This is a genomic window from Sphingomonas epibiotica (genome assembly GCF_039615155.1).
In the GTDB taxonomy this organism is placed as follows: Bacteria; Pseudomonadota; Alphaproteobacteria; order Sphingomonadales; family Sphingomonadaceae; genus Sphingomonas.
On sequence record NZ_JBDGHY010000002.1, the window covers coordinates 376,943 to 397,137 of the forward strand.

Below are 20,195 nucleotides of genomic sequence, written 5' to 3' on the forward strand. Positions count from 1 at the left end.
CACTGATCCATTGCGGCAATTGGCACAAACCAGTAGGTCAGGATATGAGCCAAGGAGGGGTCAGATATTAATCGAGGAATTGCGGGACGTCCGCCGCGCATCGGGTCTATCACAACGGGCTCTAGCCGACCGGATCGGAGTGGATACGCAGACCATCAAAAGGTTGGAAGGCGGCGTAGGCTCGGTGGCCACATTGATCGCGGCGATGACGGCATTGAACTTCCGGGCAACGGGCGTCGGTCGTGGCAGTTCGCTGTCCGAACAGCTGCGGGATTGTCGAAGCAAGCGCGCATGGTCGTTGGAACAGGTGGCGGCCAAGACTGGCTTGTCGAGGACCACCGTCGCCAGCCTGGAGCGCGGCGGAGGATCGGTTGCCAGTCTCGTGAAAGTGCTGGCGGTCCTCGCGCCCAATGCTCGTCGGCAAGCGCCCGAGCGCTCGTACTGGGGGCAAGGGGACAGGGCCGATCGAGACAGTCGCTTCACGCCGCCTGATTTCATGGATGATATCTACACTGCCTTCGGTGCCGTCGATCTCGACCCGTGCGCTGACGTGCGTAGCCCTGTCATCGCAAATCGCAGGATATTGGTGAGCGAGGGCGGTGACGGACTCGTAGAAGACTGGTTCGGTGGACTGGCTTACGTCAATCCGCCCTTTTCGAACATGCTGGCGTGGTTACGACGCGCCTACGAACAATGGCGTGTCGGCAATGTTCGGACCGTGGTCTGCCTTGTCCCGGTCCGAACCGACTCGGCCTTCTTTCATGATACGCTGATAGCCGAAGCTGATATCTTTCTTTTGCAAGGGCGGGTTAAGTTCCTCAGCCCGCAAGGCAAGTCACAACATACACCATTCTCGCTCATGGTCGTGACATTGGGAACGACGGCCGAGCAACGGCGACGGTACGCCGAACTTGCGTCCGGCCATTGGTTGGCGCGCATCTGACGTGTCACGACTGCCAACCGAACAGTTCGCTTTTGAATGCCAAGAACGCCTCCGCGCGCGATACCGACCTTCCGGTGCAACGGCGCATGATCGATGCAATGCGTCTACCAAACCGCGGTTTGACGGTTCGCTGTCTATACCCTCAGCCCATGCAGTGGGGGCGGCGAACATGTCGGGGACGTTCTCGACAGGAGATGCCTCAGACAGTTGATTGGGCCGCCTCGTCAAGCTCGGCAGGGCGGATGAAGCGCCTGGGTATTTTGAGCCGGACGAACGTTTGCATGCCGTCGCGCTGCGCGGACGTAATCCGTATGTTTTGCAGCATTGGGTGATCGATGACCGTGGTAGCGCTTTGTCCGGGGAGCGCATCCGTCACGGTTTCGGGAAACGGGCGATTAATAATAAACGTGTGCCCGGCAACCAGGCCAACATCAACGATCCGCACACTGGCCATGATACGCCCCGATCGCAGATAGATCGACGTCCGGCTCCCTGCGTTCTCACCAAGAACCATTTCTTGGCCGCCCCCCTCACGGAGATCGCAGCCTCCTAACAGACTTGTTGCACACACCGCCAAATCCGCGCCAGCGAGCGCAATTGCGCGTTCCGCGAGTATATCAATCTCGAACACAGCAGCGCTTGCCGTCATCCTTGCCAACGCACGCTGACGCTTGCGCTGTTCCGATGCGTGGCAGCTGATGCTGCTCATCAACTCACGTGGTGTCCAATCGACAATCCGCTGGGTATATGGCTTCAGCGCATCGTTCAGCATCGACACATTCGCCTCAAGCTGGAGATGACGGCCGGCTAGGTTGAAATCTACCCGCTGTGGGGCCGTTTTGAGGGACACAAGCGCCATGCCGGCTACCGATCGCTCGATCGCCGCATCAATCATCCGACGAGCTTGGGCAAACCGGTCTGTGTGCCGTTGCCGGGCGCGGTGAACCTCATGAACCCGTTGAAAAACGAGCTCAGGCAAGTCCGGCAGACCCGGCCCACCCATCTCGCTCGTAAGCCTGTCAGGGGCGAACAGGCAGAGGACTACGGCCCCGATACCAACTTCTATGGCGACCCCTGCCTCCCTGAACTGGTCGCCGGCCGCCACGCGCCGCACGAGCTGTACGACCGGTGCCGAAGCGGCCATGGCTTCGCAGGCGGCAATGCGTTGGCGCAGGCGCATCTGAAGATCGTGGATTTCTAACGCAGTCAGTTCGCTCGATACGTCGGTCACATCTGGTCCACCTTCGGTGAGAAAGCATTGGTCGACGGCTTGGTTCATGACTTCGTCCATTCTCCGGAGGTGCGGCTTTTCCACTCTTTCTGCGGAACTTACCTACATTCGCTTAATGCGAGGGACCTTCAGGGCGTTGTTCGGCGCCAGCTGCCTGGACGATGTCTGAGGAGACAATTCGCGTCAGCTTGGATCGAAAACGAGGTGGAGAGCTGCCTCAATCACGTTGAACCGAGGCTTGCGCGGTGCCCCACAGTTCATCGCAGGGCGAAAGGACATCTAAGCCGTATGATCCAACAGCCGGCATGCTAACCGACGTGGCCGTGCCGGGCAGTAGGAGACAACAAGGCCGCGTGGACCGCGAACGAAATGCGATATGGGCCACTTCAGCAACGTCTCGTCGACGCCCTGCCAACGGCTTGGAGTTGATCCGACTCGACTCATCGCAAGGCCTCTGGACCGATATACACAACCGATGCACAAGGACGCCGCGATCCTGCAAGAACCGCGGAAATCCGTGGGTTTGTGGCGACGGTATTTCGGGTTCGAATCCTGTCTCCCCGACCACTTTATCGCCAAGTCATTGATCTCAAGTCGCCAACCCGGCGATCGGAACAATTGTACCCCTCCCTGTACCCATTAGGGGCCAAGGCGTGGTATTGCCGAACCTGAAGCTGCGCGCCGGCGGCTATCGCTGCGCGCGTTCCAGGAAGGTGGACAAGCGATCGTCGTCGCTCATCGCGACGTTGAACCGCATGTGGTCGCGCCATCCGCCGCTGGTGCTGAACACCGGGCCGGGCGCCAGCACGATGCCGTCACCGATGGCGCGACGAGCGAGGTCGACGGCATCGACACCGTCCGGCAACCGTGCCCAGAGGAAAATGCCCGCCGCCGGCTCGATCCACGGTTCGATGCCGACCGCGCGCAGCCGCTTGCTCACCCGCACCGCGGCCCGGGCGAGCTGGGTGCGCACGCCCTCGACATGGCGGCGATAGCTGCCGTCGGTCAGCACCGCATGGAGCAGGGTCGCCGACAGCGGGCTGCCCGCCATCGAGGTGGCGATGCGCAGGTCGGCAAGCGCTTCGATCCAGTCCGGTCGCGCGGCGATATGCCCGCAGCGCACCGCCGCCGACAGCGACTTGGAGAAGCTGCCGATCCGGATCGTCCGGTCGAGTCCATCGAACGCTGCCAGGCGCGGCGACGCCACATGCTCGAAATCCGCGAAGATATCGTCCTCGACGACGGCCATGTCGTGCGCCTCGACGATCTTGAGCAGGCGGTGCGCGGTCGGCGCGCCTGTCGCGGCACCGGTCGGGTTATGGATGCCGGAATTGGTCAGATAGAAACGCGGGCGATGCACCGCGGCCGCTTCGGCGAACGCTTCGACATCCGGTCCCGTCGGCGTCATCGGCACGCCGATCGCCGTGGCCCGGTGCGCCCGCAGCAGCGCCAGAAAGTTGAAATAGCAGGGATCGTCGACCAGCACGGCGTCACCCGGTTGCAGCAGCAAGCGACACACGAGATCGAGCGCGTGGGTGCCGCTATCGGTCAGCAGGATCTGGTCGGGACCGGCCTCGATCCCCTGATCGGCCATCCGGCGCGCCAGCAGCACCCGAAGCGGCAGCGAGCCGTGGGGCGATGCATAGCCGGCCAGCGCGGCATCCTCCATCGTCCGCGCGGCACCGCGCATCGCCTTGCGCAACGCATCCCCCGCCAGCCAGTCGTCGGGTAGCCAGCCGCACCCGGGCTTGAGGTCGTGCCGATCGTCGCGCAGCGATTGGCGCAGCATCCAGAGCGGATCGACTTCGCGTTCGCGCCCCGGCGCGAGCCGGTCCAGCGCCAGCGGCGCGAGCGGCGCGGCCACATAGAATCCGGATCCGGGCCGGGATCGAATGACGCCTTCTCCGGCCAGTCGCTCATATGCCTCGACCACGGTCGACCTTGCGACGCTACTCGCCTCCGCCATGGCCCGGATCGAGGGAAGGCGTGCGCCGGGCGTCAGCATGCGCGCCTCGATGCGGTCGCGGATGATCCGGACCACCATCCCGGTGCGGGTTTCGTCGGGCTGGGCTGCCATCGTTCCGGTACTTTCACCAATACAGTTCGGCGCGATCGTATAGGTCCGTGCCTGTTCGCGCCAGTCGCCGCGAGGTAGCACGCGTCACCAATTGCAGGAGAACCGAAGCCGTGACCCGCCCCTTCCGCCTCGTCGACGTGTTCGGCACCGATCCGCTGACCGGCAATCCGCTCGCCGTGATCGCCAACGCCGAGGGGCTGTCGGGTGAGGACATGCAGCGCATGGCCAACTGGCTAGACTTCGCCGAGACGACGTTCCTGCTTCAGCCCGACGACACGGCCGCCGATTATTTCGTACGCATCTTCACTAGGGAGCGCGAACTCCCTTTCGCGGGACATCCGACGCTCGGGAGCGCGCACGCTTGGCTTGAAGCGGGCGGGCAACCGAAGCAGGACGGCGTGGTCGTGCAGCAGTGCGGCGTCGGGTTGGTGACGATCCGCCGTGATGAGGAGCGCCTGTCCTTCGCTGCCCCGAAACTGCTGCGGCGCGGCGCGCCCGACGAAGCGGACCTGATGCGGGTCGCGGACTTGCTGCGGATTGACCGCGGTGCGATCGTCGATGCCAGCTGGGCGGATAACGGACCGGGTTGGCTGGCCGTCATGCTGGAGTCGGCCGATGCGGTGCTCGCGGTGGAGCCGGTTTGTCCGCCAGCGGGATCGGAGCGCCTGAACGTCGGCGTGGTCGGGCCGCATCGACCCGGCGGCGTCGCATCGTTCGAGGTGCGCGCGATCATTTCGCCGGGCCACGGCAGCCTGCTGGAAGACCCGGTCACCGGCAGCCTCAACGCCTCGGTCGGCCAGTGGCTGTTCGCCAGCGGCCGGGCGAGTGGCAGCTACGTCGCCGCGCAGGGTGCCCGGCTGGGCCGCACCGGGCGCATCCACGTCTCGCAGGACGACGCCGGACAGGTATGGGTCGCCGGTGCGACGCGGACACTGTTCAGCGGTTCGGTGCAAGGCTGATGCAGGTCGCGATCCTCACCTTCGACGGCTTCAACGAACTCGACTCCTTCGTCGCCGCCGCGATCCTCAACCGGTTGCGCCCGCACGGCTGGACTGCGCACATCACCGCGCCGACCGAGACGGTGACCTCTTTGAACGGCGTCATCGTCCACCGCCAACGGCCGCTCGAATTCGTCGAGGAGGCGGACGCGGTCCTGATCGGCAGCGGCCATCGCACCCGCGAGATCGCCGCCAATCCTGCGATGCTGGCTCGCCTGCGCCTCGATCCGGCGCGACAGCTGATCGCGGCGCAATGTTCGGGCACGCTGTTGTTGGCCAAGCTGGGACTGATCGGCGACCTACCGGCGTGCACCGATCTCACGAGCAAGAAGTGGGTCGTGGAGGCCGGCGTCACCGTCATCGACGCGCCCTTCGCGGCGCATGGCAACGTCGCCACCGCCGGCGGCTGCCTTGCGGCACCGTATCTTGCCGGCTGGATGATCGCGCGCGGCGGCTCGCCCGACCTTGCGCGCGAGGCGCTGCACTATGTCGCGCCGGTCGGCGAAAAGGATCGGTTCGTAAATCACGCCCTGGCCGTGATCGCACGCGAGATGACCGACGCCTGAGAGACGGAACAACTGGAACGTAGGATCGCCCGACGCGAGCACCCGAGCGGCTGAGCCATCCCGCCCTCCGCGCCATTTCGACGTCGACGTGTTGCGGCAGCAGTACGTCGCTTGCTCGCCATTATCGGCTGCGCACTGCCGATCGGCGCGACGGGGGGGGCGGCTTCAATCGCGGTCGGGAAGACCGATCCGGTAAGGTCCCGATCGTGTCGTCAACCGCTCTCCCTTCCAGCTCAACCGCACCGCCCCATCGCGGACCAGCCCGTCGATCGCCGAATGCACGGACGGCATTGCACTGCGCCAATCCTCCGGCGACAGCGCGCGTGCCACTTCGCTAGGGCAGATCGTCGCCCCCGCTGCGCGGCGCATGAGAAGGTCCAGTGTCGCGGCGCGAGCATCGTTCATTCGTGTCGTATAGCATGGCTTGCCGCACCGACGACGGCGCGGCGCGCGTGCGCGCGCGGAGCAATCACCGCGCCCGTCGCCACCTGCTATTCGATCCCGGCAGCGAGCCGCTCGACCAGGAAGTCGACGAACACCCGCACCCGCGCCGGCATGGTGGACCCGCCGACGAACAGCGCATGCAGCGGCTCGCGATCCTGCGGGTTGAACGCCTCCAGCAGCGGCACCAGAGCCCCGCTGGCGAGGTCGTCCTCCACCGCGAACCGTCCGACCCGCGCGATGCCGACGCCCGCACGGGCAAGCTGCGCCAGCGACTCCCCGTTGTTCGCCTCGATCGATCCCTTCACCGCCAGCGCACGGTCCTGCCCGTCCTCGCGGAAGGGCCAGCCGGGCTCGGCGCGGCGGAAGTTGAAGCTCAGGCAATTGTGATCGGTGAGGTCGTCGGGAACCTGCGGCGTGCCGTGTCGCGCGAGATAGCCGGGTGAGGCAACCACCACCCGCCCGGTCTCTCCCAGCTTGCGCGCGGTGAGCGGGCTGTCGGCGAGCACGCCGAAGCGGATCGCGACGTCGGCCTGCCCGCCCAGCACATCGACGATCCGGTCGGACAGATTCAGGTCTACGACGATGCCGGGATAGCGCGCGGTAAAATCGCCGAGCAGTGGCACGATATAGAGTCGTCCGTGCGCCAGTGAGGCGGTGACGCGCAGCCGCCCGCGCGGGGAAGCCTGATCGGCGATGGCATCCTCGACCTCCGCCATGTCGGCGAGGATGCGGCGCGCGGCGCGCAGATAGGCTTGTCCCTCGGCAGTCAGCGCCAGTGCCCGTGTCGTGCGGACCAGCAATCGCACGCCCAGCCGCGCTTCGATGCGTGCGACGATCCGGCTGACCGCCGATGGCGTCAGTCCCAGAGCGCGGGCGGCGGCGGACAGGCTGCCTTGTGCCGCGACGGCGGCGAACACCGCCATCTCACCCGATCGTCCGGCAACGTCCATCTGTGAATCCCCGGCAAAAGAGCTGGTCTCATTCTGCGGCTACACGCGCTGGACGCAAGCCATCATTTCGGTCCGCGCAACAACGAAAGGCGGGCGCGATGCGCTTCAATCCACCTCTTCTGGCGCTGGCGATCGGCGCGTTCGGCATCGGCGTGACCGAATTCGCGCCGATGGGCATGCTGCCCGACATCGCCGGCGATCTCGGCGTGTCCATCCCTGCGGCGGGCCTGCTGGTCAGCGCCTATGCGATGGGCGTGCTGGTCGGCGCGCCGCTGATGACGCTGACCACCGGCCGGATCGACCGGCGGACGCTGCTGGTCGCGCTGATGGGCATCTTCACGCTCGGCAACGCGCTGTCGGCGCTGGCGGACGAATATTGGATGCTGATGGCGGCGCGCGTCGTCACCTCGTTCAACCATGGTGCTTTCTTCGGCGTCGGATCGGTGGTGGCGGCCGGGCTGGTTCCTGCCGATAAGCGCGCCGGCGCGGTCGCGGCGATGTTCACCGGGCTGACCGTCGCCACGATCGGCGGCGTGCCGCTGGCGACCTGGGCGAGTGGGATATTGGGCTGGCGCACCGCCTTTGCCGGGATCGCGGGCGTGGGCGCGGTCGCGATGCTGTCGCTGCGCCTCGCACTGCCGGCGCTACCGGCGGCGGAGGGCGGCGACATGCGCGCCGAATTGCGCGTGCTGAGGCGCGGGCCGGTGCTAGCCGCGCTCGCGCTTACCGTCGTGGGCGCCAGCGCGATGTTCACCGTCTTCACCTATATCGTGCCGATCCTGCGCGATGAGACGCACGCGTCGACCGGCTTCGTGACGGCGATGCTGATGCTGTACGGGATCGGGTTGACCATCGGGAACACGCTTGGCGGCCACCTCGCCGATCGCTCGATCGAGCGCACGCTGATCGGCAGCTTCGCGGTGCTCGCCGCTGCGCTGGTCGTGTTCGCGGGCGTCATGCACTGGCCGTGGCCGGCGGCGATCGCGATCCTGATCTGGGGCATCGCCAGCTTCGCGATCGTGCCGCCGCTGCAAATGCGCGCGATGGTCGCCGCGGCGGACGCCCCGAACCTTGCCTCGGCGATGAACGTCGGTGCGTTCAACCTCGGCAATGCGTTCGGTGCGGCGCTGGGCGGCGGGGTGATCGGTGCCGGATTGGGTCTGCCGACCGTATCGCTGGCCGGCGCCGCGATGGCGGCCGTCGCGCTGGTCATGCTGTTGGCGTTCCGGCGTCAGCCGCGCTTTGCCGGAACCGCGCAATCATGCGGCTGAGATAACCCCGCGTCCAGGCCCGGCGCGCCGATCGTCTGCGTCTTCCCCGGTCGTGATGCCGGCCCAGTTACCTGACCGGGTGGAGTATCACGGCAGCGCCGGTTCCGGCATGAGTTGCGCGCGGATCGCGGCGGCATCCCGGCCCGGCGGCGCACCGAACAGGCGACGATAGTCGCGGCTGAACTGTGACAGGCTCTCATAGCCGATGGCAAAGCCGACACGCGCGACCTCCTCGGCGGCGATCAACCGTCGGCGGGCTTCCTGCAATCGTACCTGCTTCTGGAACTGCACCGGCGTCATCGTCGTCACCGCCTTGAAATGGCGGTGGAAGCCGGGGACGCTCATGCCTGCCAGCGTGGCGAGCTCGGCGACGCGCAGCGTGTCGGCATAATGATCGCGGATATGGGCGGTGGCGCGGCCGATCCTTGCCGCATGGGTATCGGCGAGCCCGATCTGGCGCAGCGACGGTCCCAACGGGCCGCCGAGCAGCCGCCAGACGATCTCGCGCCGGATCATCGGCACGAGCACCGCTTGGTCATGGGGGCAGTCCAACAGTTCGAGCAAACGCCTGAAAGGATCGCGCAGCGCCGGGTCGTGATCGCTGGTCGCCAGCGCGGCGAAGCCGGGCAACGCGTCGCGTGCCGCCGTTTGCTCGATTAGCAGTTCGGCCACGATCGCCGGATCGATCGCAAGCGACAGCGCGAGATATGGGCGATCAGGACTGGCCTCCGTTATCCGCGACGTCACCGGCAGGTCTACCGAAGCGAGCAGGCACTGGCCGGCGGCATAGCGATAGGCCACGCCGCCCAGCACCGAGATCTTGCCACCCTGCACGACGAGACAGAAGGAAGGCCGGTACAGTGCGGGGATCGGGCCGCACGGCGTGTCCGCACGGTTGATCAGCAGGCCATCGATCGGTGTCTCCCGGCCATGGGTCCGCCAGTGGCGTTCGATCAGCGGCGCGAGATCGCATAGGCTCGTCATGGACCGCACGATAACCGCCGGTGGGTGCGCATGCACGGCTCAATGCGATGCTTTGATAGGATCGGGCAGGACATTGATCGGATCGGCGTCGCCGTGCCGCACGTTCGCCGTCTATTTCGGTCCCAACCGATCCCGTCAGGAGAACGACCCATGCGCATGCGCCAGCTCGGCCACAGCGGCCTCTTCGTGTCCGAACTCTGCCTCGGCACCATGACCTTCGGCGGCAGCGAGGGCATGTGGGGCCAGATCGGCAAGCTCGGGCAGGAGGAAGCCGACGCGCTGACCAAGACCGCACTCGACGCCGGCATAAACTTCATCGACACCGCCAACGTCTATGCCGGCGGCGAAAGCGAACGTATCCTTGGCCAGTCGCTGAGGAACCTCGGTGTCGCCCGTGACGATGTCGTGATCGCGACCAAGGTGCTGGGACCGATGGGTGACGGCCCCAACGCACGCGGCGCCTCGCGCGGCCACATCATCAGCCAGTGCAAGCAGAGCTTGCAGCGCCTCGGGCTCGACCATATCGACCTGTACCAGATCCACGGCTTCGACCCTGCGACGCCGATCGAGGAGACGTTGGAGGCGCTCGACACGCTCGTCCGTCACGGTCATGTCCGCTATCTCGGCCTTTCCAACTGGGCGGCGTGGCAGGTGGTGAAGGCAGTCGGCATCACGCAAGCGCGGCGGCTGGCGCCGATTCTGTCGCTTCAAGCCTATTATACGTTGGTCGGCCGCGATCTGGAGCGCGAGATCGTGCCGATGCTCCGGTCCGAGAAGATCGGGCTGATGGTATGGAGCCCGCTCGCCGGCGGCTACCTGTCGGGCAAGTATGACGGCGAGGGCAACGATCCGGACGGCCGGCGCGCGACCTTCGACTTTCCGCCGGTCGACCGCACCCGCGGATCGGCGGTCCTCGCGGAAATGCGCCGCATCGCCGGGGGGAAAGGTTGCACCGTGGCACAGGTGGCGCTCGCCTGGCTGCTCCATCAACCGGTGGTCACCAGCGTCATCGTCGGCGCGAAGCGGGTCGACCAGCTTGCCGACAATATCGCCGCGACCGGCGTGTCGCTCGACGCGCACGATCTTGCCGCGCTCGATGCAGTGACGAAGCTGCCGCCGGAATATCCCGGCTGGATGCTTGAACGGCAGGGCGGCTATCGCGCGTGAGGAACTGCCGGGGCGAAGGGGACGGCGCGTTCTGCACTTGCTACGACACCGTCTTCCCGCCAGCGACATGCGGGATCAGACGAGGGTCATGAGGGATGTCAGCCTCGCTAGCGTGCCGGTCTCGCGACAGTTGAGACACGAACAGGCGCATCTCCAGTCGACCAGCCGCCCTCGTCGCTGCGCGCAACATCGTTCGCAGTTGCGGTTCCAGGCGTCGGGAAAGCTGATCTGACGGCTGGCCTTATTCAGGATGGGCGCGCACGAGACTGGGCACCCGACGTGACGCCCACGCGCAGATCGCTACTGCCCGCCAGCCTTGGCGGGAACGACGCGACCGGTGCGCGGGGGGATCTGCCGCCATGCCGCGTAGAGCAGTGCCCCGCTGGCCATCGCGGCAGCGACCGCCAGCGGTGCGGGCGGAAGCTCGGTCAGCAGCGTCACGCAGCGTTCCCATGCCTCGGTGCCACCGATCGTCTCGAACGCGATCATCTGTGCGGCAGTAGCGACGGCGGCAAGGGTGAAACCGATACCACGCCCTGGGGTGCGCGCCGCGAGCAGGGTAGCGATCAGCAACGTCAACAGGTTGGCAAGGTGGAACGACAGGCGAAAGCCGCCAAATCCTGCCGAGCCGCCGACCGGAAAGCCGGGGATTATCGGCAGCAATCGGCCAAGGATCGGCGGCAGGACCAGCAGCGCCGTTGCCAGCATGGCCGACCCGTGCGCTACTACCTGGCGGCGTCGGGTAAGGGCATAGGCGACCATGGCGATTACCGAGGCTCCGGCGATCATGTCGGCGCTCGCCAGCCGCGCGCCATAGGTGGCATGAAACGGGTCGGCGCCGCTTCGCCACAGCGATACCATGCTGTGCAACGCGAGCGGCCCCGCCGCCGCGAACAGTGGCAGAATGACGAAAGTGGCAAGGCCGTACCGCCGATGCCACGCGACCCGGTGGGTGGCGATCGACCAGCTCTGGACCGTCAACAGTGCCAGCCAAGCGGTCGCGGTGATGCCATGCGCATGCAGCGCGAACGGCGCCTCGCGCAGCCGACCGAAATAGCCGGGCCAGAAGGCGAGGACGATGAGCGGGAACAGGAGCGATAGCCAGCGATGGGCATGACGATATGGCATGATTCCCTTCCTCGAAAGACGCCTCCGATCCAGTGCTACTGCGCGTCGGCGATCGTCGCCTGCCGCGCGTTCGGCTTCACGCATCGCTGCGCTGGTTCCAGACGTGGGTGAAGGGCCGCGTCACCTGTTTGCCCGCGCCCGGCTGCTGGTCGAGACCATCATCCCCCACGACCGAGATCAGCTCGGCGTCCCAGTCGATCAGCGTGACGTGTTTGCGGGGATCGCGACAGTCGAGCAGGTCCTGCGCCATCGCCTTGCCAAGTCGGGAATAGGCGACACCGAGTCCGGGCGGCACCGTCACGGCGCGGGCAAGTTGCGCGGCGGACGGGACCGAGAATAGCAGCGCTGCGACGGCGACGCAGCATTGTCCGTATGTTCCTGCCCGCCCGAACATCGATCGCCTCCCGCTGCACGACGGCATATCATAGGGCAGTCGCCGGACGCTTCCTGTCCTTCATTTGGAGTAGGCGGCGAAGGGCGCGCATTTACGCTGCGCAATGTCCCGGCCGCAATCATGCCCCAATCGCGCCACCGTGACACCGGGGGCGTAACGATCGATTTCGCGCACGAAAAAGGGCGCCGCCGTTGCCGGGGCGCCCTTTCCGAAATCCGGTTTCCCGTGGCCCGAGGGCACGGGAAGGGGATTACATGCCGTTGTGCTCGGCCGAGTTCTCGATCGCGTCCGACGCGTCTTCGGCGTTTTCCGAAGCGTTCATCAGGTCGGCAGCGACGGCTTCGTTCGAGGTGTTCTCAGCCTGCGCTTCGAGGTTGTCGGCCAGCATTTCGAGGTTGTCCGACGCTGCGTCAGCGGCGTTGTCGGTCGGGGTGTTCTTGCAAGCGGCGACCGAGAGGAGGCCGGCTGCGGCGGCGACGAGCATGATCTTCTTCATAAGGGTAACTCCCAGAGAAATCCATTTCGCGAAAGGCCGGCGTCACCGCCGTCGCGAAGTTGCCGCAATAGCGCCTTCCGCGCCGCCGTCAATCGCCAATTGTGGCAGGAATGCGGCTTTGCGACCAATGGTGGGCCGTTTCCTACTTGCGACGAAACGGCCCGATGGGCTCCGGCGCGTTGGCGACGACGGCCAGCATCGCGGTCCATGCCGCTACGTTTTGCTGCAATTGCACAGGGTCGACTTTGTCCAACGTGTCGTCGGGGGTGTGGTGCAGATCGAAATAGCGTAGGCCCGATTGGGTGAGGTCGACGGCAGCGACATGTTGCGCCAGCGTCGGTCCGATATCGGTGCCGTCGCCGGCGACGGCGGTGCCGCGCGTGATGCCGAGCGGGGCTAGCGCCGTGGCGAGCCGGTCACCGATCGCGGCCGATTCGGGGGGCAGGGCGACATCGAACCGCCACACCCGGTCGGCGCCGAAATCGCTCTCGGCGGCGAGGACATGGGCATCGCCGGCATGCGCCTTCGCATAGGCCGCGCCGCCGACGCCGCCGACTTCCTCGGCACCGAACCACACGACGCGGATCGTGCGTCGCGGGCGACCGGCTTCCATGATCCGTTTGGCGGCGGCGGTGGTGATGCCGAGGCCGGCGGCATCGTCGAACGCGCCGGTGCCGAGGTCCCAGCTGTCGAGATGCCCGCCGATCAGCACGATCCCGGCGGCGGGATCGCTCCCCGGGACTTCGGCGACGACATTGCCCGATTCACGCATGCCGATCTGGCGCGGTGTCAGCGTCAGGCGCAGCCGGACCGGCCGTCCGCGCTTCAATACGCGTTCGAGCTGTTCGGCATCGGGCACCGACAGCGCACCCGCCGGTATGGCCACGGTGCCTGCCGGAAAGACGGTACTGCCGGCATGGGGGTTGCGGTGATGGTCGGTGCCGAGCGACCGGATGACGATCGCCGCCGCACCCTTTTGCGCGGCGATCGCCGGACCCGCCCGACGGACCGCGCCGAACGCGCCATAGCTCGATCCGTCCTGCGTCGCGGCCATCGCATGGCTGACGAACGCGATCTCGCCCTTCAGGCTGCCCGCCGGCGCGGCCTTCAGATCGTCGAGCGTCGGGAAGAAGGCGATTTCGGCTTCCAACCCCTTGGCGGGCGTCGCGCCCGAATTGCCGAGCGCCGCAATCGCAAGCGGCTGCGGGAAGGGGCTGACGATCGCGGCGCGTTCCTCGCCCCGGACCCAGACCGGCATTTTATACGGTTCGATGTGGACGTTGCTGAACCCCAGTGCCTTCAGCCGCACCACCGCCCAGTCGCGGGCGCGCGCTTCGCCGGGCGTACCGGCGAGGCGCGGGCCGATCTCGGTGGTGAGGCCTTCGGTAATGTCCCACGCGACGGTATCGGTCAGCGCGGCATCGCGCAGCGTCGCAACGTCCATCGACTGGGCAAAAGCGGGGAGGGGCAGGGCAAGGGCGGCGAGGAGCAGGCGGCGCATTGGGTTCCCCTTGTTCGGTTCTTTTCCGCTCCATACGGACAGCTTCAAAGAACGCAAATTCTCCCCGCCTGCGGGGAGGGGGACCAGCGAAGCTGGTGGAGGGGGAGGGCCGCGCAACGCAACCGTTCCGTATGCTGCCACCCCCCTCCACCGTCCTGCGGACGGTCCCCCTCCCCACGATGTGGGGAGGATTTGTCGGTCCACGTCGCCTGATGGGCCGCGCGTTGCCAAGTCCCTGGCCCATCGCTACATCGCGGCTGACGCTTATTCCCCATCCAGACATTCGAAACGGAGCCTTCGGCAATGGCCGTACAGTACAGCTATGTGATGAAGGGTCTGACAAAGACCTTCCCCGGCGCGAACAAGCCGGTGCTGAACAACATCCACCTGCAATTCCTGCCCGATGCCAAGATCGCGATCATCGGTCCCAACGGCGCGGGCAAGTCGACGCTGATGAAGGTCATGGCCGGCATCGACACCGAATTTACCGGTGAAGCGTGGGCCGCCGAAGGCATCAAGGTTGGTTACCTGCCGCAGGAGCCGAAGCTCGACCCGACCAAGACGGTCATGGAAAACGTCAAGGATGGCGTGCGTCCGGTCGCGGACCTCGTCGATCGCTTCAACGCCATCTCGGCCGAAATGGGCGATCCGCAGGACGACACCGATTTCGACGCGCTGATGGAGGAGATGGGCGAGCTCCAGGCGAAGATCGATGCGGTCGATGGCTGGAGCCTCGACAACCAGCTCGAAATCGCGATGGAGGCGCTGCGCTGTCCGCCGGGCGACGCATCGGTCGAAAACCTGTCGGGCGGTGAGAAGCGCCGCGTCGCGCTGTGCAAGCTGCTGCTCGAAAAGCCGCAGATCCTGCTGCTCGACGAACCGACCAACCACCTCGACGCCGAAAGCGTCGCGTGGCTGGAAAACTACCTCAAGGAATATACCGGCAACGTCATCCTCGTGACCCACGACCGGTACTTCCTCGACAATGTCGTGAACTGGGTGCTCGAGCTCGATCGCGGCCGCTACTACACCTACGAGTCCAACTATTCGGGCTATCTGGAGAAGAAGGCCAAGCGCCTCGAACAGGAAGAGCGCGAGGAAGCCGGCCGGGCCAAGGCGATCCAGGACGAACTGGCCTGGATGCGGCAGACGCCCAAGGCGCGCCAGACCAAGTCCAAGGCGCGTATCCGGGCGTTCGACGAACTGGTCGAACGGCAGGAGAATCGCGCGGTCGGCAAGGCGCAGATCCTCATCCAGATTCCCGAACGCCTCGGCGGCAAGGTGATCGAGGCCGAAGGTTTGACCAAGGCCTACGGCGACAAGCTGCTGTTCGAAAATCTCGACTTCAACCTGCCGCCGGGCGGCATCGTCGGCGTGATCGGCCCGAACGGCGCGGGCAAGTCGACGCTGTTCAAGCTCATCACCGGCCAGGAACAGCCCGATGGCGGCAAGATCGAGGTCGGACAGACGGTGAAGCTCGGCTATGTCGACCAGTCGCGCGACGACCTCGACCCCAACAAGAATGTCTGGGAAGAGGTGTCGGACGGCCTCGACGTGTTCCGTTTCGGCAAGCAGGAACTCGGCACGCGTGCCTATGTCGGCGCCTTCAACTTCAAGGGGCAGGACCAGCAGAAGAAGGTCGGCCAGCTTTCGGGCGGTGAGCGCAACCGCGTCCATATTGCCAAGATGCTGAAGGAGGGCGGTAACGTCCTGCTGCTCGACGAACCGACCAACGACCTCGACGTCGAAACGCTGCGCGCGCTCGAAGAAGCGCTGGAATCGTTCGCGGGCTGCGCCGTGGTCATCAGCCACGATCGCTTCTTCCTCGATCGGCTGTGCACCCACATCCTGGCGTTCGAAGGCGACAGCCATGTCGAATGGTTCGAGGGTAACTTCGAAGCCTATGAGGCCGACAAGCGTCGTCGCATGGGCGATGCCGCCGACCGTCCGACGCGGCTGGCGTACAAGAAGCTGACCCGCTGATCCTATGCCGGTGGTCGAGGAAAATGGGGCGGGGTCGAACGATCCCGCCGACGCGATCCGCTATCGCCTCGACCAGCAGCGCATCCTGGCCGAGTTCGGCGGGATCGCGCTGCGCAGCCGCGATATCGACGAGATCGTCCGCGCCGCGGTCGAACTCGCCGCGCGCGGGATGCGGACCCGGCTCGCCAAATTCCTGCACCATGATGCGGCGCGCGGCGGACTGATCGTCCGCGCCGGCATCGGCTGGAACGAGGGTGTCGTCGGTGGTGCGGAGATGGGCGACGATCTCGGATCGCCGGCCGGCTTCGCCTTCCAGACCGGCGAGGCGGTGATCTCCAACCATCTGCGCGACGAGAAGCGCTTTCGCACGCCGGGCTTCATGGCCGACCATGGCGTCAAGCGCGCGATCAATGTGCTGGTCGAGGCGAATGGCAAGCGTTTCGGCGTGCTCGAAGTCGACAGCCGCTCGGACGGGCGGTTCGAGGAAGACGACCTCGCCTTCATGCAGGGCTTTGCCAATCTGATCGGCGTCGCGATCGAGCGGCTCGAGGCGGAGGCCAATCTGCGCGCTGCGATCGAGCATCAGGAATTGCTGACGCGCGAGGCGTCGCACCGGGTCAAGAACAGCCTCGCCATGGTGTCGGCGATGCTCAACCTGCAGATGCGCGAGGACGACGATCCGCGGGTGCAGCGGATGCTGGGCGATGCGCAGGCGCGGATCGTCGCGATCGGGCAGGCGCATGATCAGTTATGGCAGGGTGAGCGCGTCGGCGTGGTCGCGCTCGACCGGCTGCTATGCGGCATCGTCGACCAGTTGCGCGAACAGGCGCCCGACCATGCGATCGACTGCGATATCGCTCCGTTGACGGTCAGCGGCGATACCGCGATCCCGATGGGGCTGCTGCTGACCGAACTGGTCACCAACGCGGTCAAATATGCCTATGGCGAGGGCGGCGGTCCGGTGCGGATCGAAACGCGGTGCGACGACGGCGCGCTGACGTTGACGGTGATCGACCAAGGCGTCGGCCTGCCGGCGGACCTCGACCCGACCGTGGCGCGGCCGACGAGTCTCGGGATGCGGATGGTGAACAGCCTGTCGCGGCAATTGGGGGGCACGCTGGCGTTCGAGAATGCTCGGCCCGGGACGCGGGTGGTGTTTTCGATGCCGTTGCCCGAGGGAGTGTAGGGATTCGCCCCATCCTGCCGTTTGCTTCGAGCAGGTTCGGGCGCAGTCGAGAACCGCCCGTCGGTGCCCCACACCGTTCGTCCTGAGTAGCCATTCAGCCTGTCGAAACGGCGTATCGAAGGACTCGTGGCACAAGTGCTTCGATACGGGCCTTCGGCTTCGCTCAGTCCCTACTCTGCACGAACGGCGGCGTTCGTGGCACCGCCTTCTCGACGGTCGATTCTCGACAGGCTCGAAGCAAACGGAAGCGGGGAGGCAATGGGCTGGGTAAGGGCAGCCTCCTCAGACCAGCTTTACGAACACCCCGGTATCGCGCCGCTCCACCTCGAACGCCTTCACCTTCTCAATCAGGTCCGACAGCCGCTTGAACCCGTAGTTGCGGGTATCGAAGCTCGACCGGTTCGCCGCGCGCTGGCCGACTTCCGACAAACTCGCAAACCCTCGCTTATCGACCTTTGACGCATCGTATGCATCGGACAACAGCTTCACCAGCGCCGCGTCGATCTTTTGCTGCTTGCGCGCCGGCGCGGGGGCAGGTTTGGCCGCGGGCGCCGCGGCCGGTGCCGCGACCCCGCCGATCGCGGGCGGCAGCGGCATGTTCGCCACATCCTCGACGTCCAGCGAGGCGACGTCGATGAACCGCGTGCAGCTTTCGCGAAACCCTTCCGGCGTGCGGTCGGTGCCGAAACCATAGACCGGCACGCCTTCCTGCCGGATGCGCTGGGCGAGCGGCATGAAATCGCTGTCCGACGACATGATGCCGAAACCGGTAATGCGGCCGCGCAACAGCAGGTCCATCGCGTCGATGGTCATGCGCATGTCGGTCGCGTTCTTGCCTTTGGTAATGTCGAACTGCTGGAACGGCTCGATCCCGTGGCGCATCAGCAGCGCCTTCCAGCTTTTCAGCCCCGGCTTTTCCCAATTGCCATAGGCGCGCCGGACGTTGACGGTGCCAAACTCGGCCAGCACCGTCAGTACCGAATCGAGATAGGCGGCGCCGGCATTGTCGGCATCGATCAGCAACGCGACGTTGCCGGTGGGCGGAGTGTGGGTGACCATCGTTACTCCCTACTGCACGCCGCTCCCGGCGGCTATGCTTCCTGCGCGCGGCGTTCCTCGGCCCGGCGCAACATGGTGTGGGCCAGTTCCTCCTCGCCCAACACGACCTGATCGACGCCGTGCCGCTCCAGATAGCTGACTTCCTCGGCGGAATGCGCGCGCGACAGAATGTAGAGACCGGCGTTCATCCCGCGCGCATGCTGGACGATCGCGCCCGCCTCGAACCCGCAGGGGATGGCGATCAGCAGCTTGGTCGCCTCGCCGACACCCGCGTCGCGCAAGACATTGGGGTCGAGGGCGTTGCCCAGCACCACGCTCCAGCCATGGGCGGCGGCAGCGCGTGCGGTATCGGCCTGATCCTCGATCACGACGAAGGCGCGGCCGGCGTCGCGCAGCCCTTCCGCGATCAACCGCCCGACCCGGCCCGCACCGACCAGCACGACATGATCCTCGCGCGCCTTTTCGCGCTCGGTCTCCTGCGCCTCGTTGACCGATGGTTCGTCGCCGCGTCCCGCAACCGCGCCGAACAGGAACGGATTGACCATGATCGACAGGATCGCGCCCGCGAGGATCAGGTCGCGCCCAGCGTCGGGCAGGATGCCGAGATTGGTGCCGATCCCGGCAAGGATGAACGAGAATTCGCCGATCTGCGCAAGGCTGGCGGCGATGGTCGCAGCGGTGCGGTTTGGGTGGCCGAAAGCGCGGACGATCACCCACGCTGCAGCCGATTTGCCGACCACGATGATCGCGACGGTGGCGAGCAGCGGTCCGGGTTGTTCCATCACCACCTTCGGATCGAACAACATGCCGACCGACACGAAGAACAACACCGCGAACGCATCGCGCAAAGGCAGCGTCTCCTGCGCCGCGCGCCGGCTGAGCGGGGTTTCGCCGAGGATCATGCCGGCGAAGAACGCGCCGAGTGCAAACGACACGTCGAACGCCAGTGCCGCCCCGAACGCCACGCCCAGCGCGATCGCCAGCACCGCCAGCCGGAACAGCTCGCGCGATCCGGTATGCACCACCCAATGCAGCGCCCATGGAATGACCCGCCGTCCGACGACCAGCATCAGCGTAACGAAGCCGGTGACCTTCAGCAGCGTCATCACGACCGCGGTGACGATCGCGCCGGGCGCCGCCGCCTTGGCCGGATCGATCGCGGCGGCGACGACCGGCAGCAGGACCAGCGCCAGCACCATGGCGAGATCCTCGACGATCAGCCACCCGACCGCGATTCGCCCGCGTTCGGTCTGCACCAGCGCGCGCGCCTCCAGCGCCCGCAGCAGCACCACCGTGCTCGCCACCGCGAGGGCAAGGCCGAACACAATCCCTGCCATCAGCGACCAGCCGAGAAACTGGCTCAGTCCCCAGCCCATCGTCGTCGCGACCGCGATCTGCACGACGGCCCCCGGCACGGCGATGCGCCATACCGACAACAGGTCCTTCAGCGAGAAATGCAGCCCCACCCCGAACATCAGCAGAATGACGCCGATCTCCGCCAGTTCGGTCGCGATCCCCGAATTGGCGACGAAGCCCGGCGTGAACGGCCCGATCAATACACCGGCCATCAGATAGCCCGCGATCGGTGACACGCGCAGCTTCTGCGCCGCCGCCCCCATGACGAACGCCGCGACCAGTGCGGTGACGATGGTTCCGATCAGCGGCGTGTAATGGGGCATCGGTTCTCCTCGGCCGGTTCATAAATCCAACGGGCGTGGCGACACTTGGGTTCGCCAGCGTACCGTTTTTCGTCGTCGATGTCGTTCCGGACGTCGGAACGATGATGGCAAGCGATATCGGAACCGCTATCAACCCGC

The 20,195-nt window shown here is 66.1% G+C and carries 18 protein-coding genes; 7 read left to right on the forward strand and 11 right to left on the reverse strand.

Annotated features, from left to right (window positions below):
* Positions 1–79: 79 nt before the first annotated feature.
* The gene (locus AAIO73_RS05570) at positions 80–943 is read left to right on the forward strand and encodes a DNA N-6-adenine-methyltransferase (protein ID WP_345876748.1); all 864 of its coding nucleotides are present in this window, start codon (positions 80–82) and stop codon (positions 941–943) included.
* 199 nt (positions 944–1,142) lie between these two features.
* Here AAIO73_RS05570 and AAIO73_RS05575 read toward each other — a convergent pair whose 3' ends face one another.
* Positions 1,143–2,234, reverse strand: coding sequence for a hypothetical protein (locus AAIO73_RS05575; protein WP_345876749.1), 1,092 nt, complete (start codon positions 2,232–2,234; stop codon positions 1,143–1,145).
* 628 nt (positions 2,235–2,862) lie between these two features.
* Positions 2,863–4,251 (reverse strand): aminotransferase-like domain-containing protein, encoded by a 1,389-nt coding sequence (locus AAIO73_RS05580; protein WP_345876750.1) that lies wholly within the window; start codon positions 4,249–4,251, stop codon positions 2,863–2,865.
* A 110-nt stretch (positions 4,252–4,361) separates the two neighbouring features.
* On the opposite strand from AAIO73_RS05580, the gene AAIO73_RS05585 reads away from it, so the two are divergent.
* Together AAIO73_RS05585 and AAIO73_RS05590 are read left to right on the forward strand one after the other, a co-directional pair.
* The gene (locus AAIO73_RS05585; protein ID WP_345876751.1) at positions 4,362–5,210 is read left to right on the forward strand and encodes a PhzF family protein; all 849 of its coding nucleotides are present in this window, start codon (positions 4,362–4,364) and stop codon (positions 5,208–5,210) included.
* On the forward strand, positions 5,210–5,815 hold the full coding sequence (locus AAIO73_RS05590; RefSeq protein WP_345876752.1) for a DJ-1/PfpI family protein: 606 nt from the start codon (positions 5,210–5,212) through the stop codon (positions 5,813–5,815). The genes AAIO73_RS05585 and AAIO73_RS05590 overlap by 1 nt, the downstream gene beginning before the upstream one ends.
* A 165-nt stretch (positions 5,816–5,980) precedes the next feature.
* Here AAIO73_RS05590 and AAIO73_RS05595 read toward each other — a convergent pair whose 3' ends face one another.
* Together AAIO73_RS05595 and AAIO73_RS05600 are read right to left on the reverse strand one after the other, a co-directional pair.
* Positions 5,981–6,220, reverse strand: coding sequence for a DUF3253 domain-containing protein (locus AAIO73_RS05595; protein ID WP_345876753.1), 240 nt, complete (start codon positions 6,218–6,220; stop codon positions 5,981–5,983).
* A gap of 86 nt (positions 6,221–6,306) precedes the next feature.
* Complete coding sequence (locus AAIO73_RS05600; protein WP_345876754.1) at positions 6,307–7,209, reverse strand: LysR family transcriptional regulator; 903 nt, start codon at positions 7,207–7,209, stop codon at positions 6,307–6,309.
* Positions 7,210–7,307: 98 nt separating this feature from the next.
* Between AAIO73_RS05600 and AAIO73_RS05605 the strand changes: the two genes are divergently transcribed.
* Positions 7,308–8,480: an MFS transporter gene (locus tag AAIO73_RS05605; RefSeq protein ID WP_345876755.1), complete on the forward strand. Its 1,173-nt coding sequence runs from the start codon at positions 7,308–7,310 to the stop codon at positions 8,478–8,480.
* A gap of 87 nt (positions 8,481–8,567) precedes the next feature.
* Here the strand turns inward: AAIO73_RS05605 and AAIO73_RS05610 are convergent, their stop codons facing one another.
* Entirely contained in the window at positions 8,568–9,464 is an 897-nt protein-coding gene (locus AAIO73_RS05610; RefSeq protein ID WP_345876756.1) for an AraC family transcriptional regulator, read from the reverse strand.
* A 150-nt stretch (positions 9,465–9,614) separates the two neighbouring features.
* Between AAIO73_RS05610 and AAIO73_RS05615 the strand changes: the two genes are divergently transcribed.
* Positions 9,615–10,631 carry an aldo/keto reductase gene (locus tag AAIO73_RS05615; RefSeq protein WP_345876757.1) on the forward strand — a complete coding sequence of 339 codons (1,017 nt, stop codon included), beginning with the start codon at positions 9,615–9,617 and terminating at the stop codon, positions 10,629–10,631.
* A 300-nt stretch (positions 10,632–10,931) separates the two neighbouring features.
* Here AAIO73_RS05615 and AAIO73_RS05620 read toward each other — a convergent pair whose 3' ends face one another.
* The 4 genes from AAIO73_RS05620 to AAIO73_RS05635 form a co-directional block, all read right to left on the reverse strand.
* Positions 10,932–11,759, reverse strand: a complete 828-nt coding sequence (locus tag AAIO73_RS05620; RefSeq protein WP_345876758.1) for a hypothetical protein — start codon at positions 11,757–11,759, stop codon at positions 10,932–10,934.
* A 76-nt stretch (positions 11,760–11,835) separates the two neighbouring features.
* Positions 11,836–12,153 (reverse strand): hypothetical protein, encoded by a 318-nt coding sequence (locus tag AAIO73_RS05625; RefSeq protein ID WP_345876759.1) that lies wholly within the window; start codon positions 12,151–12,153, stop codon positions 11,836–11,838.
* 250 nt (positions 12,154–12,403) lie between these two features.
* The gene (locus AAIO73_RS05630; RefSeq protein ID WP_242116191.1) at positions 12,404–12,649 is read right to left on the reverse strand and encodes a putative periplasmic lipoprotein; all 246 of its coding nucleotides are present in this window, start codon (positions 12,647–12,649) and stop codon (positions 12,404–12,406) included.
* Positions 12,650–12,791: 142 nt separating this feature from the next.
* A complete protein-coding gene (locus AAIO73_RS05635) occupies positions 12,792–14,150 on the reverse strand; it encodes a M28 family peptidase (RefSeq protein ID WP_345876760.1) in 1,359 nt (452 codons plus the stop codon).
* Positions 14,151–14,453: 303 nt separating this feature from the next.
* Between AAIO73_RS05635 and ettA the strand changes: the two genes are divergently transcribed.
* Positions 14,454–16,133: an energy-dependent translational throttle protein EttA gene (ettA, locus tag AAIO73_RS05640; protein WP_242116198.1), complete on the forward strand. Its 1,680-nt coding sequence runs from the start codon at positions 14,454–14,456 to the stop codon at positions 16,131–16,133.
* 10 nt (positions 16,134–16,143) lie between these two features.
* Complete coding sequence (locus AAIO73_RS05645) at positions 16,144–17,319, forward strand: sensor histidine kinase (RefSeq protein ID WP_345876761.1); 1,176 nt, start codon at positions 16,144–16,146, stop codon at positions 17,317–17,319.
* 282 nt (positions 17,320–17,601) lie between these two features.
* Here AAIO73_RS05645 and AAIO73_RS05650 read toward each other — a convergent pair whose 3' ends face one another.
* Entirely contained in the window at positions 17,602–18,378 is a 777-nt protein-coding gene (locus tag AAIO73_RS05650; protein ID WP_345876762.1) for an NYN domain-containing protein, read from the reverse strand.
* Between the two features lie 32 nt (positions 18,379–18,410).
* Positions 18,411–20,057 carry a cation:proton antiporter domain-containing protein gene (locus AAIO73_RS05655; protein ID WP_345876763.1) on the reverse strand — a complete coding sequence of 549 codons (1,647 nt, stop codon included), beginning with the start codon at positions 20,055–20,057 and terminating at the stop codon, positions 18,411–18,413.
* Between the last annotated feature and the right edge of the window lie 138 nt (positions 20,058–20,195).

Coding starts and splice junctions, on each gene's coding strand:
- AAIO73_RS05605 (WP_345876755.1), top strand. CDS start 7,308: ATGCGCTTCAATCCACCTCTTCTGGCGCTGGCGATCGGCGCGTTCGGC.
- AAIO73_RS05655 (WP_345876763.1), bottom strand. CDS start 20,057: ATGCCCCATTACACGCCGCTGATCGGAACCATCGTCACCGCACTGGTC.
- AAIO73_RS05620 (WP_345876758.1), bottom strand. CDS start 11,759: ATGCCATATCGTCATGCCCATCGCTGGCTATCGCTCCTGTTCCCGCTC.
- AAIO73_RS05630 (WP_242116191.1), bottom strand. CDS start 12,649: ATGAAGAAGATCATGCTCGTCGCCGCCGCAGCCGGCCTCCTCTCGGTC.
- ettA (WP_242116198.1), top strand. CDS start 14,454: ATGGCCGTACAGTACAGCTATGTGATGAAGGGTCTGACAAAGACCTTC.
- AAIO73_RS05600 (WP_345876754.1), bottom strand. CDS start 7,209: ATGGACGTTGCCGGACGATCGGGTGAGATGGCGGTGTTCGCCGCCGTC.
- AAIO73_RS05650 (WP_345876762.1), bottom strand. CDS start 18,378: ATGGTCACCCACACTCCGCCCACCGGCAACGTCGCGTTGCTGATCGAT.
- AAIO73_RS05580 (WP_345876750.1), bottom strand. CDS start 4,251: ATGGCAGCCCAGCCCGACGAAACCCGCACCGGGATGGTGGTCCGGATC.
- AAIO73_RS05615 (WP_345876757.1), top strand. CDS start 9,615: ATGCGCATGCGCCAGCTCGGCCACAGCGGCCTCTTCGTGTCCGAACTC.
- AAIO73_RS05625 (WP_345876759.1), bottom strand. CDS start 12,153: ATGTTCGGGCGGGCAGGAACATACGGACAATGCTGCGTCGCCGTCGCA.
- AAIO73_RS05610 (WP_345876756.1), bottom strand. CDS start 9,464: ATGACGAGCCTATGCGATCTCGCGCCGCTGATCGAACGCCACTGGCGG.
- AAIO73_RS05635 (WP_345876760.1), bottom strand. CDS start 14,150: ATGCGCCGCCTGCTCCTCGCCGCCCTTGCCCTGCCCCTCCCCGCTTTT.
- AAIO73_RS05575 (WP_345876749.1), bottom strand. CDS start 2,234: ATGGACGAAGTCATGAACCAAGCCGTCGACCAATGCTTTCTCACCGAA.
- AAIO73_RS05595 (WP_345876753.1), bottom strand. CDS start 6,220: ATGAACGATGCTCGCGCCGCGACACTGGACCTTCTCATGCGCCGCGCA.
- AAIO73_RS05590 (WP_345876752.1), top strand. CDS start 5,210: ATGCAGGTCGCGATCCTCACCTTCGACGGCTTCAACGAACTCGACTCC.